At 64.5% G+C, this 14,191-nt stretch carries 10 protein-coding genes and 1 pseudogene; 6 read left to right on the forward strand and 5 right to left on the reverse strand.

Going from position 1 to position 14,191, the window contains the following annotated elements; genetic code table 11:
- Positions 1 to 39 precede the first annotated feature (39 nt).
- Together I6L39_RS13510 and pepT are read right to left on the reverse strand one after the other, a co-directional pair.
- A complete protein-coding gene (locus I6L39_RS13510; RefSeq protein ID WP_216989922.1) occupies positions 40 to 1,752 on the reverse strand; it encodes a lysophospholipid acyltransferase family protein in 1,713 nt (570 codons plus the stop codon).
- Between the two features lie 105 nt (positions 1,753 to 1,857).
- Positions 1,858 to 3,084: a peptidase T gene (pepT, locus tag I6L39_RS13515; RefSeq protein ID WP_216989923.1), complete on the reverse strand. Its 1,227-nt coding sequence runs from the start codon at positions 3,082 to 3,084 to the stop codon at positions 1,858 to 1,860.
- A gap of 1,055 nt (positions 3,085 to 4,139) precedes the next feature.
- Between pepT and speA the strand changes: the two genes are divergently transcribed.
- Entirely contained in the window at positions 4,140 to 6,041 is a 1,902-nt protein-coding gene (gene speA / locus I6L39_RS13520; protein WP_042077451.1) for a biosynthetic arginine decarboxylase, read from the forward strand.
- Between the two features lie 242 nt (positions 6,042 to 6,283).
- Complete coding sequence (locus I6L39_RS13525; protein WP_042077453.1) at positions 6,284 to 6,472, forward strand: hypothetical protein; 189 nt, start codon at positions 6,284 to 6,286, stop codon at positions 6,470 to 6,472.
- 48 nt (positions 6,473 to 6,520) lie between these two features.
- On the opposite strand, the gene I6L39_RS13530 is transcribed toward I6L39_RS13525, so the two are convergent.
- Together I6L39_RS13530 and I6L39_RS13535 are read right to left on the reverse strand one after the other, a co-directional pair.
- A complete protein-coding gene (locus tag I6L39_RS13530; RefSeq protein ID WP_216989924.1) occupies positions 6,521 to 6,811 on the reverse strand; it encodes a hypothetical protein in 291 nt (96 codons plus the stop codon).
- 222 nt (positions 6,812 to 7,033) lie between these two features.
- Positions 7,034 to 9,139: a bifunctional diguanylate cyclase/phosphodiesterase gene (locus I6L39_RS13535; protein WP_254203642.1), complete on the reverse strand. Its 2,106-nt coding sequence runs from the start codon at positions 9,137 to 9,139 to the stop codon at positions 7,034 to 7,036.
- A 472-nt stretch (positions 9,140 to 9,611) separates the two neighbouring features.
- Between I6L39_RS13535 and I6L39_RS13540 the strand changes: the two genes are divergently transcribed.
- From I6L39_RS13540 to I6L39_RS13550, 3 genes and pseudogenes are all read left to right on the forward strand, one after another.
- Positions 9,612 to 10,199, forward strand: coding sequence for a histidine phosphatase family protein (locus I6L39_RS13540; RefSeq protein WP_216989925.1), 588 nt, complete (start codon positions 9,612 to 9,614; stop codon positions 10,197 to 10,199).
- 109 nt (positions 10,200 to 10,308) lie between these two features.
- Positions 10,309 to 10,623: pseudogene (locus tag I6L39_RS20385) on the forward strand (hypothetical protein); the annotation flags it as partial.
- A 113-nt stretch (positions 10,624 to 10,736) separates the two neighbouring features.
- Positions 10,737 to 11,105, forward strand: coding sequence for a VOC family protein (locus tag I6L39_RS13550; protein ID WP_216989926.1), 369 nt, complete (start codon positions 10,737 to 10,739; stop codon positions 11,103 to 11,105).
- A 135-nt stretch (positions 11,106 to 11,240) separates the two neighbouring features.
- Here the strand turns inward: I6L39_RS13550 and gdhA are convergent, their stop codons facing one another.
- A complete protein-coding gene (gene gdhA / locus I6L39_RS13555; RefSeq protein ID WP_216989927.1) occupies positions 11,241 to 12,587 on the reverse strand; it encodes an NADP-specific glutamate dehydrogenase in 1,347 nt (448 codons plus the stop codon).
- Between the two features lie 550 nt (positions 12,588 to 13,137).
- Here gdhA and rluF point away from each other — a divergent pair.
- Positions 13,138 to 14,121: a 23S rRNA pseudouridine(2604) synthase RluF gene (rluF, locus tag I6L39_RS13560; protein ID WP_216989928.1), complete on the forward strand. Its 984-nt coding sequence runs from the start codon at positions 13,138 to 13,140 to the stop codon at positions 14,119 to 14,121.
- Positions 14,122 to 14,191: the final 70 nt, after the last annotated feature.

Here is a 14,191-nt window from a genome sequence, read left to right on the forward strand (position 1 = left end):
AGAGGGAGGCATCAGCCTCCCTCTTCTTTTTGCGGTGATTTAGGCCCCCGCGTCCGTCTGGACGGGGACACCGATATAGCGCGCCCGCTTGTGGGGCTTGATGCGGCTCACGTCCACCCACACCAGGCCGTCGATGCAGTGGTTGAAGTCCGGGTCGATGCCAAAATCCATGAACTGCACGCCCCCCGGCTCGCACAGCTCGGCGTACTGCTTGTAGAGGGTGGGGATGGCGCAGCCCAGGTGGTCGAGCCCCGCCTTGAGCGCCTTGAGATCGGTCCCGTAGTCGCGCCCCTCGAACAGGGGCGGCGTCTCGGGGTAGGGGCGGCGTGACGGGGCGAGCGCCAGCTCGGGGGCAAAGTGCTGGCGGTAGAAGCCCACCAGCAGATCCTTGGCCGCCGGCGGCAGGCTGCCGGAGAGGCTCACGGGCCCGAACAGGTAGCGGTACTGGGGGTAGCGGGCCAGATAGGCGCCGATGCCGAACCAGAGGTAGTCCAGCCCCCGCTTGCCCCAGTAGGCGGGCTGGATGAAGCTGCGACCGAGCTCGATGGCCTGTTCCAGCCTCGGCAGCAGCTTCTCTTCAAAACCGAACAGGGTGTGGCTGTAGAGGCCATCCAGCCCCTGGCTCGCCAGCCGCTCGGCCACCGGGGCGAAGCGGTAGGCACCCACTATCTCGAGGCGGGCCGGATCCCAGAGGATCAGGTGGTGATAGTCGTCGTCGAAGGCGTCGAGATCCCGCCGTCTGCCGGAGCCTTCCCCCACGGCGCGAAAGGCGATCTCCCGCAGCCGTCCCAGCTCGCGCAGGATCACCGAGTGGCTCTGCTCGTGGCGGCGATAGAGCAGGATGCGCTGCCCATCCGGGGTCTGGCCGAGTGGCTCGCACCCGTCGACGGCCTGTTTCAGCAGACGGCGATCCTCCGGCAGGGCGATGGGGGCCTCGGTCTGCAGCCCCCCCTTCTTCCCCTTCCCGAGGCGATAGAGGTGGCTGCGCACCAGGGCGGCGGCGGTCTTGGGGGCGAGATCCCCGAGGCTCTGGGGCGGGATGCGCTCCCCCAGGGTGAGGGTGAGGCGGCGCCCCTGCTGGCGAAACAGCTGCTTGACCAGCAGCAGTCCCGCCCAGTCGTTGTTGAGCCAGGCGGCGAGGTAGAAGGAGAGGCCGTTGCGCCCGTCCAGGTGCACCGGCACCAGGGGTGTGCGGGTGCGCCTGGCCAGCTTGATGAAGCCGCTCTGCCAGGGGCCGTCCTTCACCCCCTTGGGGCCGAGGCGCGACACCTCGCCGGCGGGGAAGATGATGAGGGCCCCCTCCTCGGCCAGGTGCTCCCCCATGGCCAGGATGGCGCGCCTGTCCGTCTTGCCCCCCAGGTTGTCCACCGGCAGCAGCAGGGGCCGCAGGGGGGCGAGCTGAGCCAATATCTGGTTGGCCACTATCTTGACGTCCGGGCGAATGCGCCCGAGCAGGCGCAGCAGGGCCAGCCCGTCCAAAGAGCCGATGGGGTGGTTCGCGACCAGGATGACCCGGCCGCTGGCGGGAATGTTCTCGAGCTGCGCCTCGCTCACCCGGCAGTCGAAGTCGAGTTCGGTGAGCGCCTGCTCGACGAAGTCGAGGCCGCGCAGGTGGGGATGGCGCTTGGCGAAGCGGGTGAAGGCCTCCTCGTGCAGCAGCCAGCGCAGCCCCTGCCGGAGCAGGGGGCGGATGAGGGGTTGGCCGGCGAGGCGGGGCAGGTGCTGCCCCAGCAGGGTATCGACGTCGAACATGGGCAAGGCTCCGCTGAACTTTGCTCAAGCTTCTCCCCCCTGCGTTCCCGCCGTGTGGCAGCGCCGTGACGGTTTGATGACGGGGCGAACCCCGTCCTCAATCCCTTACTCTGCCCGCCAGGCCGAGGTGAGGCGCACCAGCGCCACCAGGGTGGCGACCGCCTTCTCCATGGATTGCAGCGGGATGAACTCGTGCTTGCCGTGGAAGTTGTGGCCCCCGGTGAACAGGTTGGGGCAGGGCAGTCCCATAAAGGAGAGGCGGGCGCCGTCGGTGCCGCCGCGAATGGGCTTGATCTTCACCGCCACGTCGGCGGCCTCCATGGCGGCTTTGGCCAGCTCGACGATGTGGGGATAGGGCGCTATCTGGCTGCGCATGTTGCGGTAGTTGTCCTCTATCTCCAGCGTGATGCGGGCCTTGGGATTGTCCAGCTGCAGGGAGGCGACCCGCTCCTTGAGCTGGGCCTTGCGGGCGGCGAAGCGGTCGTCGTCGAAGTCGCGGATGAGGTAGTGCAGGGTGCTCTCCTCCACGGTGCCCTCCATCCGGGCCAGGTGGAAGAAGCCTTCGTACCCTTCCGTGCACTCCGGGGTTTGCTCGGGGGGCATCTCGGCGTGGAAGCGGGCGGCCAGGGTCTGGCTGTTGATCATGCTGCCCTTGGCGGTGCCGGGGTGGACGTTGTTGCCTGTGATGCGCACCGTGGCGCTGGCGGCGTTGAAGTTCTCGTATTCGAGCTCGCCGAGCTCGCCGCCGTCCACCGTGTAGGCCCAGCGGGCCGGGAAGCGCGCCAGCGGGAAGCGATCCGCGCCTCGCCCTATCTCCTCGTCCGGGGTGAAACCTATCCAGAGATCGCCGCGGGGGATCTCCGGGTGGGCCTGCAGGTATTCGACGGCGGTGAGGATCTCGGCGATGCCCGCCTTGTCGTCGGCCCCGAGCAGGGTGGTGCCGTCCGTGGTGATGAGATCCTGGCCCAGGTAGTTCTTGAGGAAACGGTACTGGCGGATGGCCAGCACCTCGTCCCCCTTGCCAAGGCAGATGTCGCCCCCCTGGTAGTTCTCGACGATCTGGGGCACCACCCGCCCGGCCTCGTAGTCGGCGGTGTCCATGTGGGCAATCAGGCCGATGGCCGGCGCATCCGGCTGGTTGCCAGGCAGGCAGGCGGTGAGATAGCCGTTATCATCCAGTACCACCTGGCTCAGACCGAGTCCTTCGAGTTCTTCTTGCAGGGCGCGGGCGAAGACGAGCTGCCCCTCGCTGCTCGGGCAGGCGGGATTGGTGGCGTCGGAGCGGGTATGGAAGGTCAGGTAGTGGAGAAAGCGCGAAAGCAGGGTGTTCATGGACAAGCCTCGGGTCACGGAAGAGGTACCATTGTGGCCAAGACGGCCCGCGCGCTTATTGCGTCAGCGCAGTTTTTGATGGATTTGTCGGGAGCGGGGTGACGCGGGAGGCTGAGTGGCGGTCGTTCTTGCGGGATAAATGTGAATAAAAATTCCAAATAAAAAACTGATTAAGCATATGCGAAAAGGCTGAAATTCATCCCGGCCCAGCACTGGCAAGGGGTGGGGGAAAAAGGCCGGATCACCCGTTATTTTCAGGGTTGTTCCAGACCGGGCTCATCCCCCGCCACCCCAGAGCCCGCCTCGCTGGCAGCAAGATTTGCCCCCTCGATGAAAACCTGTTTTTTAACGCGATTTTTTATTGTCACTGGCGCCGGTAAGTGTGTACACTCCGCGCCGATCCGAGGGCAACCCTGAGCAGGCAGAGGCCGCCAGACACCCACAGGATCATACGCCTATAGGGCGAGGCACGCAGAAACGACAGACACTGCTGGGGAATGGTTTCTTTAATACCGGTTAGGCTCCGGTATCAGGGAGAACAACGGACTCTCATCTTTCAGCTGACCGAGTGAGCCAGCGGCTCATCATCTTCCCTTGTCATGGGTGGTCACTGGCGTTGAGCTGGCTGTGGCGGTTGTCGTCCATCAACACGCATGCGTGCTGAGGCCTTCCCTTCTCTTCCTTGAAACCCTCTCCTGTCCGTCGGGATCGCGGCCGAATGATGAACAAACGGCGTGGCTGATGCCGGTTGTCATCAAAGTACCGCGGCGCTCCGTTAAGGTGGCACCGCATACCGTTGAGCTTGATGTAAAGCCACCAGCCCCACATCAAGACTCGTTACTTCCCAAGATCCACCAGGCAGCCTTGGCTTGCCGCGATGTGCAACAGACGAACCGGGGTGGCCAGGCCACGGCGAGGCAACAGGCCCGCCAGGCGTGCCGCCACGCACCGGATCAGCAGGCCGCCTTGACGCGCCGCCCGTTGCCGTCGATGGTCTGGATGTGATTGAGGGTAACGAAGGCGGCCCACGGCCGCTCATTTGCGAGGCATAGCCCATGACTAACTGGTCCAGCAAGGACTCCTTGAAGGTCTACAACGTTCCCTACTGGGGTGCGGGTTTTTTCAATATCAATGACGCCGGTCATGTGACCGTTTCCCCCGACAAGTCTCGCCCCGAGGCGCAGATCGTGCTGTCCGAGGCCATCGAGCAACTGCGCCAGTCCGGGCTGACCACGCCGGTGTTGCTGCGTTTCCCCGACATCCTCAAGAGCCGGGTCGATGCGCTGTTCAACGCCTTCGGTCAGGCCATCGAGAAGTCAGGCTATCAAGGGGACTACCTGTGCGTTTACCCCATCAAGGTGAACCAGCAGCGTCGCGTCATCGAGACCATCAGTCAGTCCTACAGCGACAAGCCCCGGCTTGGGCTGGAAGCGGGCTCCAAGCCCGAGCTGCTGGCCGTGCTGTCCCATCACCATGCCCAGGGCTCGGTCATCGTCTGCAACGGTTACAAGGACCGCGAATACATCCGCCACGCCCTCCTCGGCAACCTGATGGGCCACAAGGTCTACATCGTGGTGGAAAAACCCTCCGAGCTGGAGATGGTGCTGGACGAGTCGGCTCGCCTCAACATCAAGCCCAACATCGGGGTGCGTGCCCGCCTCGCCTCCACCGGCTCCGGCATGTGGGAATCGAGCGGCGGCGCCATGTCCAAGTTCGGCCTCTCCGCCTCCCAGATCCTGGCGCTGGTGGAGCGTCTGCGCAGCCTCGGCAAGCTGGACTGCCTGCAACTGCTGCACTTCCACCTGGGCTCCCAGATCGCCAACATCCGCGACATCCAGGGCGGTATCCGCGAGTGCGGCCGCTTCTACGCCGAGCTGTGCCGTCTGGGCGCCAATGTCGAGGTGGTGGACGTGGGCGGCGGCCTCGGCGTGGACTATGAGGGCACCCGCTCCCAGAGCCACTGCTCCGCCAACTACAGCCTCTCCGAGTACGCCAACAACGTGGTGTGGGGCATAGGCGACGTGTGCCGCGAGTTCGACCTGCCGCACCCCACCATCATCAGCGAGTCCGGCCGTGCCCTGACCGCCCACCACGCCGTGCTGGTCACCAACATCATCGGTGCCGAAGGGGTGGAGGTGAATGACATCAGCGCGCCGGACGAAGACGCGCCCACCATCTTGCAGAACATGTGGAAAGGCTGGCTGGACCTGCGCGGAGAAGATCCGTCCCTGCTGGAGATCTTCCACGACTCGATGGCGGATCTGGCGGACGTCAACACCCAGTACACCATGGGGCTGTTGAACCTGGAGCAGCGCGCCTGGGCCGAGATGCTGCACCAGAACACCTGCCTGGCGCTCAAGGAGCTGCTCAACCCGGTCAACCGCAACCACCGCGCCCTGGCCGACGAGCTCTCCGAGAAGCTGGCGGACAAGTGCTTCGCGAACTTCTCCCTGTTCCAGTCCCTGCCGGATGCCTGGGGCATCGGCCAGGTGTTCCCGGTGATGCCGCTCGCCGGCCTCGAGCGTCCGCTCACCCGCCGCGGCATCCTGATGGACATCACCTGCGACTCCGACGGTCAGGTGGAGCACTATGTGGACGGCCTCGGCGTCGAGAAGACCCTGCCGATGCCGGAGTACGGTGCGAACGAAGAGTGCCACGTCGGCTTCTTCCTGGTAGGCGCCTATCAGGAGATCCTCGGCGATCTGCACAACCTGTTCGGTGATACCCACTGCGCGGAAGTGTGGCTGGACGAGGAGGGCAAGATGGACATCCGCAACGTGGTGCGCGGCGACACCGTCGACCAGCTGCTGCGTTACGTCAACATAGACCCGTCCGTCATCCGCGAGAACTACCAGCAGATCGTCTCCCACCCGGCGCTGGACGATGCGACCCGCAAGGCCCTGCTCGAAGAGCTGGAGCTGGGGTTGCAAGGCTACGCCTACCTGGAAGACGAATAAGCCCAGGCTTGTTCGCCCCGTCGCTGACAGCAAAAAGACGGAAATGCAAAACGGCGCCTTCGGGCGCCGTTTTTGTTGGCCGCGGGCTAGCCCCATGGAGGTGGTTTGCGATACGAGCGGCACCCATGATCCCGAAAGAGGGCCAGGCTCGTGCGCCCCCTTGATCCGAATCAAGTTTGGATCCGGCCGGTTACCTTAGGGTCGAACAGGATGTTGGTGGTATGTAACAGAAGGAGAGGTGTATGGAACTCAAAAGGGACCCGAGATGCTATACCGACGTCTGTATCGACGGTAAGTGGTATCACTACGATCATTGCAGTACCCAGGTTTATATGCTGATGGGCGGGGCGGCGCCTAGCCTGCAGCTCGCCTATGAACCGGCCAGCGAAGAGGAGCTGATCGCCATGCTCCGGCAACTTGCCTGCGGCTGAGTTGTGCAAGGCCATCGGCACAGTGCCGATGGCCTTGGTGCAGCCGATTCAGTGATGGCCCTTGCGGCCAAACAGCTTCCTGGCCATCTCCTGCATAAACACCGCCAGCCCGTAGCTGGCGTCCGACTTGCCCACCTCGTCCGCCACATAGAGGAAGTCGGACTTGTATTTTTCCACCGCCTCCCGGGGGCTGGCGGCATCGATGAAGTCCTCCTGCACCTCGAACCCCTGTGCCAGCAGCTCAGCCTTCTCCGTCAGAAAGCTGGGGGAGGCCATGTCGACATAGGTGTACTGCTGCCGGTTGGAGGCCGGAATGCTGAAAAACTGGTATCTGGCCATCTGTGATCCTCGCCTGTGCGGCGTTGTCGATCGGATAGGTGCTGGTCGAACTGTCCCTGCTTGCCCCAATACAGGGGTGGTGGGCGGCATTCGAGTCTTTAGTGGGGCAGCCTATCCCGAGTCAGCGAGAGACGCAATCGGGAATTTTTCCGGGGTATGGCAGGAGCCGGACATGGCAGGGCGCAAGGGATAGCCCCATGTTCGGGAGATACCGCGTCCGTGTCAGGCGGACTCGGCGAGCACGCCGTCCTGGGGCCGTTCACCGCAGTGGGCCAGCAGTTGATCCCCTGCCATGGGGCGCCCGAGCAGATAGCCCTGCAGGGTGTCGCAGCCCAGCTCGGTCAGCAGGGTGCGCTGGGCCTGGGTCTCCACCCCTTCGGCTACGATGCGCATGCCCAGGGCCTGACCCAGGGCGACGATGGCGGCGATGATGGTGGCATCGTCTCCCCCCTGCACCAGGGTAGTGACGAAGCCCCTGTCTATCTTGAGCTCGTTGGCGGGGAAGCGCTTGAGGTAGAGCAGGCTGGAGTAGCCGGTGCCGAAGTCGTCGATGGAGATGCCAAGCCCGAGCTCGGCCAGGCGATTGAGGATGGTCAGGCTCTCCTCGGCGTTCTCCATGGCGGTGGATTCGGTGATCTCCAGGGTCAGGTGACGGGCCTCGAGCCGGTGACGGGAGAGCGCCGCCTGCACCTCCTCCAGCAGGCCGGGGCTGGCCAGCTGTATGGTGGAGAGGTTGACCGCCACGCTCCAGTCGTGGTGCCCCGCCGCCCGCCAGCGGCTCATCTGGCGGCAGGCCTCGTCGAGCACCCAGTTGCCGATGGGGATGATGAGGCGGCTCTTCTCCGCCAGGGGCAGGAAGCGGACCGGGGAGATGGCACCATGCACCGGGTGCTGCCAGCGCAGCAGCGCCTCGGCGCCGACCACCTGACCGCCGCGGGCCGCGTATTTGGGCTGATAGTGCAGGGCCAGCTCCCCCCGCTCCAGGGCGTGTTGCAGCTCCCTTTGTAGCAGGAACTGCTGGTGGGCGTTGGCGTTCATGGCGCTGTCGAAGAAGTAGTAGTCGTTGCGCCCCCGCTCCTTGGCGTAGTACATGGCGGCGTCGGCGTTGAGGGTCAGCTCGTGCAGGCTGGTGCCGTCCTGGGGATAGACGGCGATGCCGATGCTGGCGGTGATGTGCAGGCTGTGATGTTCCCACTCGTAGGGCTGCGCCAGGGCGGCCAGCAGCCGCTCGGCGAAGGCCGTGGTCTGGCCCAGATCCCCCGGCGCCAGGGCCAGCACGAACTCGTCCCCCCCGAAGCGCGAGGCGGTGTCGCTCCCGCCGAGCAGCCCGCTGATCCGCTCGGCGACCTCGACCAGCAGCAGATCCCCGGTATGGTGGCCGTGGGCGTCGTTGATGATCTTGAAGCCGTCGAGATCGAGAAACAGCAGGGAGAAGCTGCGCTGGCTGTGCTGGCACTCCTGGATGCGCTGCTCCAGCCGGTCGGCGAACAGCAGCCGGTTGGGCAGCCGGGTCAGGCTGTCGTGGAGCGCCAGCTTGAGCAGCTCGTCGTGGGCCTGATGCAGGGAGGTGGAGAGCTTGGCGGCGTGGGCGTCCAGCATGGAGAGCACCAGGGCGATGGCGAACACCGCCAGGGTCACTATGATGACCACGGTCGCCAGCCACTGGGTATTGAGCCCGGTATAGAGGGCGCCGCACAGGCTGCCCTCGGGAAACTGGGCCGCCGCCATGCCGGTGTAGTGCATGCCGATGATGGCGCCCCCCATGACGAGGGAGGCGAGAGCCTTGCTGAAGAAGGCGCGCGGCGAGCTGTTGCGCAGGCGAAACGCTATCCAGAGCGCGGCGCCGGAGGCGAGCACGGCGATAAGGATGGAGAGGATGAAGAGCCCGGCCTGATAATGGATGCCGGGCTCTATCTTCATGGCGGCCATGCCGATGTAGTGCATGGTGGCGATGCCGGCCCCCATCAGCAGGGCCCCGAACACGACCTGATGCCAGGGAAGCCGGGGGCGGCTCACCAGCCAGAGCGCAAAGGCCGACGAGCCGATGGCTGCCACCAGAGAGAGGCCGGTGAGGGTCAGATCGTAACCCAGCGCGATGGGCAGGTTGAAGGCGAGCATGCCGATGAAGTGCATGGACCAGATGCCGAATCCCATGGCAAAGGCCCCCCCCGCGAGCCAGAAGGCGGCGGCCCGGCCCCGGTTCTGGCTCACCCGGCTCGTCATGTTCAGCGCCGTGTAGGAGGCGAGCACCGCCACCAGGATGGAGAAGAACACCAGATCCTGGCTGTAATAGCTGTCGAGCATGGGGTGGGTCGCGATCACGTTCATCTACTCTGGGATGGACAACGGCCTGAGCCTTGGCCGGGGCGCGGGGGAAATCGGGGTGGGGATTGTACACCAGGCCCCCCCGGGATGAGCCAGAGATACGTACCGAAATGGCCCCAGGATCAGAGTAAAAATGCTGAAATCATCCCTTTCGAGCTAGCCCTTTCCGCTCCCTGTCAAAAGAGGGGTTTCAAATTTTCCCGCTTTAAATTCAGGGGTATAGAAAATCTGGGGGACAGATCCGTTGAGAGTCTCTGCATATCCAATCCCGGAAAGTGACAATGCCAGAGGGGCTTGGTGGTGCTTGTGCACGAAGGTTTATCTGGGACTCTTGCCACACTGACGCGTTCACTATGACCATGGGGGAGACCAGGGTGCAACCCATGGTGTCAGGCCCCGTTTGCGCCTATGTCGGGCTCTTCTGTTATCATGCCCCTCCCGTTTTCGTTATCTCGTTGAACCTGCTGGAGAACCCATGTCTCGTACCCTCTACCTGCTGCGCCACGGCCAGACCCGTTACAACGCCGAATTGCGGTTGCAGGGGCGCTGCAACTCGGAGCTGACCCCCAGGGGAGAAGCCCAGGCCCTCGCCATGGGGAACCGGTTGAATGAATTGCTGGCAGAGCCCGCCAGCTGGACCCTCTATGCCAGCCCCCTCGGCCGGGCAAGGCAGACGGCGGAACTGGTGTGTCAGCGGCTTGGACTGGGGAGAGAGTGCATCATCTGGGACGAACGGCTGGTGGAGTTAGGGATGGGGGAGTGGGAGAGTCGCCGGGTCCCCGAACTGCTGGCGGCTCACCCCGAACTCGATCTGGAGGAGCCGGACTGGTATCTGCGGGCCCCGCATGGCGAGAGTTTTGAGAGCATTCAGCGCCGGGCCCGGCAATGGCTTGAGGACGAACACATTGCCGAGCAGGCCATCGTGGTTTCCCACGGCCTGTTCGGCGCCATGCTGCGCGGTGCCTATGCGGATCTGGGCTACGCCACCACCTGGCTGCAGGAGCTGCCGCAGGATGCCTTCTTCAAACTCAGCGGTGGCCGCATCGAGCGGATTGCCTGCTGACCACACGAAGGCGGCCCGCCGTGGGGGGCCTTGTTGTGATTGGTGCTCAGCCAACTGCCAGTTTGGCCGCTTCTTTCCACATAAAAGGCGGCATCGGAGTAGTGAGCAAAGCGTCTGCCGTCCCTACGAGCAAGATGTGCGGCGTTTCAGTCAGTGCACGGTCAAGGCGCAGGCACTGTTTGGCAAATTGTGCGATGACCTGACACGGCAAGACGACAGCAGTTGGCAGCTTCCCAAGTACCGCACCATGTACTGCGCGGCGGCTGTCGGTTATCGCCCCATGATTGCGGAAATCACCGACGCCAAGTAAAACCCGGTGAAGCTCGCGGAGCGGGCCTGTAATCAGGCCATTCTGGCTGCCATGGGCAGTGAAGACGAAGCCCTGCTGGCCCAGCGTGACAAGGCGTGCGCCGCCGTGCGCTAAGGTATTTCCCTAGTGAAAATAATTGGTTAGAAACACCCCTGTGCACCATTCCACAGTTTCCATTGTGGCGGGCGGCTATGATGGGGAGGCAATCACCACCACAGGGAGGAAGCATGATCAGCCATATCGACCATCTGGTATTGACGGTGAGCGACATCGAGCGGGCGGTGGCGTTTTACAGCGGCGCCTTCAAGATGGAGCCCATCACCTTCGGCGCGGGGCGCCGGGCGCTGCGCTTTGGCAACCAGAAGATCAATCTGCAGTTGCTGGGGGAGGAGGTGCGCAACCGGGCGCAGGTGGGGTCGGGGGATCTCTGCCTCATCACCCGCTGGCCGCTGGATCAGGTGATGGCCCAGCTGGCGAGCCAGGGGGTCGAGATAGTGGAGGGGCCGGTGACGAAAAGTGGCGCCTGCGGCCCCATCGAGTCAGTCTATTGCCTGGACCCGGATCGGAACCTTATCGAGATCAGCCGTTATCGCTAAGCCTCGCCGCCCAGAGCGCAGGTAAGAAGGGATAGGCCAGGCCAGTGACGGCTGAGTGCCTGACTCAGGATCACAGCAGACAACAACGGCAGCCTCTGGCTGCCGTTGTTGCGTTGATGCCGGGTATGGCGAGAACTAGCAGACCCCTTGCGCCAGCATGGCGTCGGCCACCTTGACGAAGCCGGCGATATTGGCGCCTGACTCGTAGTTCACATGGTCGTCATCATCCTGACCGTAACGGACACAGGTGGCGTGGATGCTGGTCATGATCCCCTTGAGGCGGGCGTCCACCTCCTCCCGGGGCCAGGAGAGGCGCTGGGCATTCTGGCTCATCTCGAGGCCCGAAGTGGCGACGCCCCCGGCGTTGGCCGCCTTGCCCGGGGCGAACAGTACCCGGGCGTCGTGGAAGAGGCGGATGGCGGCGGCGCTGGAGGGCATGTTGGCCCCCTCGGCCACCAGTTGCACGCCGTTGGCGATAAGCGTTGTGGCGTCCGATGCATCCAGCTCGTTCTGGGTGGCGCAGGGGAGGGCGACGTCGGTTGCCAGGTGCCAGGGCGTGCGGCCGCTGAAGAACTCGAGCCCCAGCTCGTGGGCATAATCCGCCACCCGCTTGCGCTGCTCGTTTTTAAGTTCCATCAGACGGGCCAGCTTCTCCGGGGTGAAGCCGTCCGGATCATAGACGGTGCCGCCGGAGTCGGAGGCGGTGATGACCCGGGCGCCGAGGGCCATCGCCTTCTCGATGGCGTACTGGGCCACGTTGCCCGAGCCCGATACCGAGACCCGCATTCCCGCCAGCGACTGGCCGCGATGGGCCAGCATGGCCTCCACGAAGTAGAGCAGGCCGTAGCCGGTGGCCTCAGGGCGAATGAGGCTGCCGCCAAAGGAGAGCCCCTTGCCGGTGAAGACGCACTCGGCGCTGTTGGTGAGCTTCTTCATCATGCCCGCCATGTAGCTCACCTCGCGCCCGCCCACCCCGATGTCGCCGGCCGGCACGTCGGTGTTGGCCCCGAGGTGGCGATAGAGCTCCAGCATCAGGGCCTGACAGAAGCGCATCACCTCCCCCTCGCTCTTGCCCTTGGGATCGAAATCGCTGCCCCCCTTGCCGCCGCCCATGGGCAGGGTGGTGAGGGCGTTCTTGAAGGTCTGCTCGAAGGCGAGGAACTTCAGCACCGAGAGATCCACCGAGGGGTGGAAGCGCATGCCGCCCTTGAAGGGGCCGATGGCGGAGCTGTGCTGCACCCGGTAGCCACGGTTCACCCGCACCTGACCCTGGTCATCCACCCAGCTCACCCGGAACTGCACGAGGCGCTCGGGCTCCACCAGCCGCTCCAGCAGACCGTGCTGCAGGTAGCGGGGATGGCGCTCGATAAAGGGCCAGATGGAGGCGACCACCTCGCTCACCGCCTGGATGAACTCGGGCTGGTGGGGGTTGCGGCTGGCCACCTGGGCCAGGAAGGCCTCCTGGGAGAGGGAATGGTGCATCTTTGACTCCTGTCGTGAACGATGAAAGTGGCGTCCTGCCAGAGAGGGAAGCGGTTCGTCAGCAGAGGCGGTGAGGGGAGGGGAAAAAGTCTCGCCCTGCGCCCCGGCGACCTGTCGTCTCCCGTCATCGGCGGGGCAGAGCAGATAATTCGCGATGACTAAAATCTTTTTATGCATTTTTGCTAGATAAATATCAAGTTTTAGTTCATCCCGCTCTTTGACGAGGACGAGACCGCCCTCTCTGGCGGCGGGGCGGTCAGGGCGCGCCATCCGGACATCGCCAGGGCCTGGTCGCATGCGTCAACCGGGGGTCATGACGGCAAGGGGCCGCACAGTGAGGGGGCAGATGGCCGAACAGGGGATGGGCGCCACAATCCGGCGACGGGGACCGGGCGCGGGAGGGGGCGATGTGCTACTGTAGCGGCGTTTTTTGCCGAACATGCAGGGCACGGGCCCTTTTTTCCATGGAGTTGTATGCAGACGAACCCGACCACACGCCGGCTGAGCCAGCCGACCATCCCGACAGCCCTCGCGACCCGGGAGGTGCCTCATGCTGGCCGATGAATCCATGCGCCTGAACAAATACATCAGCGAGAGCGGCATCTGCTCGCGCCGCGAGGCCGACCGCTTCATCGAGCAGGGCAACGTCTTCATCAACGGCAAGCGGGCCGGGATCGGCGATCAGGTGTTTGCCGGGGATCTGGTCAAGGTCAACGGCCAGGTGATCGAGCCGCGGGAAGCCGACAGCCTGGTCTTCATCGCCCTCAACAAGCCGGTGGGCATCGTCAGCACCACGGAGGCGGGGGAGAAGGACAACATCGTCGACTTCGTCAACCACAGCACCCGCATCTTCCCCATCGGCCGGCTCGACAAGGACTCCCAGGGACTCATCTTCCTCACCAACCACGGGGATCTGGTGAACAAGATCCTGCGGGCGGGCAACGATCACGAGAAAGAGTACCTGGTGACCGTGGACAAGCCGGTGACCGACGAGTTCGTCCGGGGCATGGCGGCCGGGGTGCCCATCCTCGGCGCCGTCACCAGGAAGTGCAAGGTGAAGAGAGAGGCGCCGTTCGTGTTTCGCATCACCCTGGTGCAGGGGCTCAACCGCCAGATCCGCCGCATGTGCGAGCACTTCGGCTTCGAGGTGACCAAGCTTGAGCGTATCCGCATCATGAACGTCAGCCTCAAGGGGCTGCCGGTGGGGGAGTGGCGCGATCTCACCGACGACGAGCTGATCGAGCTGTTCAAGCTGATCGAGGACTCCTCCTCCGAGGCCAAACCGGCCAAGGGGGCTCAGGTTGCCAAGCCCAAGGCGGCTGCGGCCGGCACGCCGGCCCAGGCCAAGAAGCCGCGGCGCAGCGACGATCACGAGATCGGCGGTCGCCCCAATGTGCCGGGCCCCGAGGCCTTCGAGAGGAAGAGCCCCTCAGGCAAAGGCGGCCAGGGCAAGGGTGCGCCCGGCAAGGGGGCCAAACCAGCCCAGGGCAAGCCGCGCACAGGGCAGGGCGGGCGCCAGAAGAAGGGGCGCTGAGCACTCCGACATCCCCCCATCCCCATTGAAGACACCGGCCCCTGGCCGGTGTCTTGTTTTGGGGCACAGT

This window comes from Aeromonas sp. FDAARGOS 1409 (genome assembly GCF_019048705.1).
Classification (GTDB): domain Bacteria; phylum Pseudomonadota; class Gammaproteobacteria; order Enterobacterales; family Aeromonadaceae; genus Aeromonas; species Aeromonas sanarellii.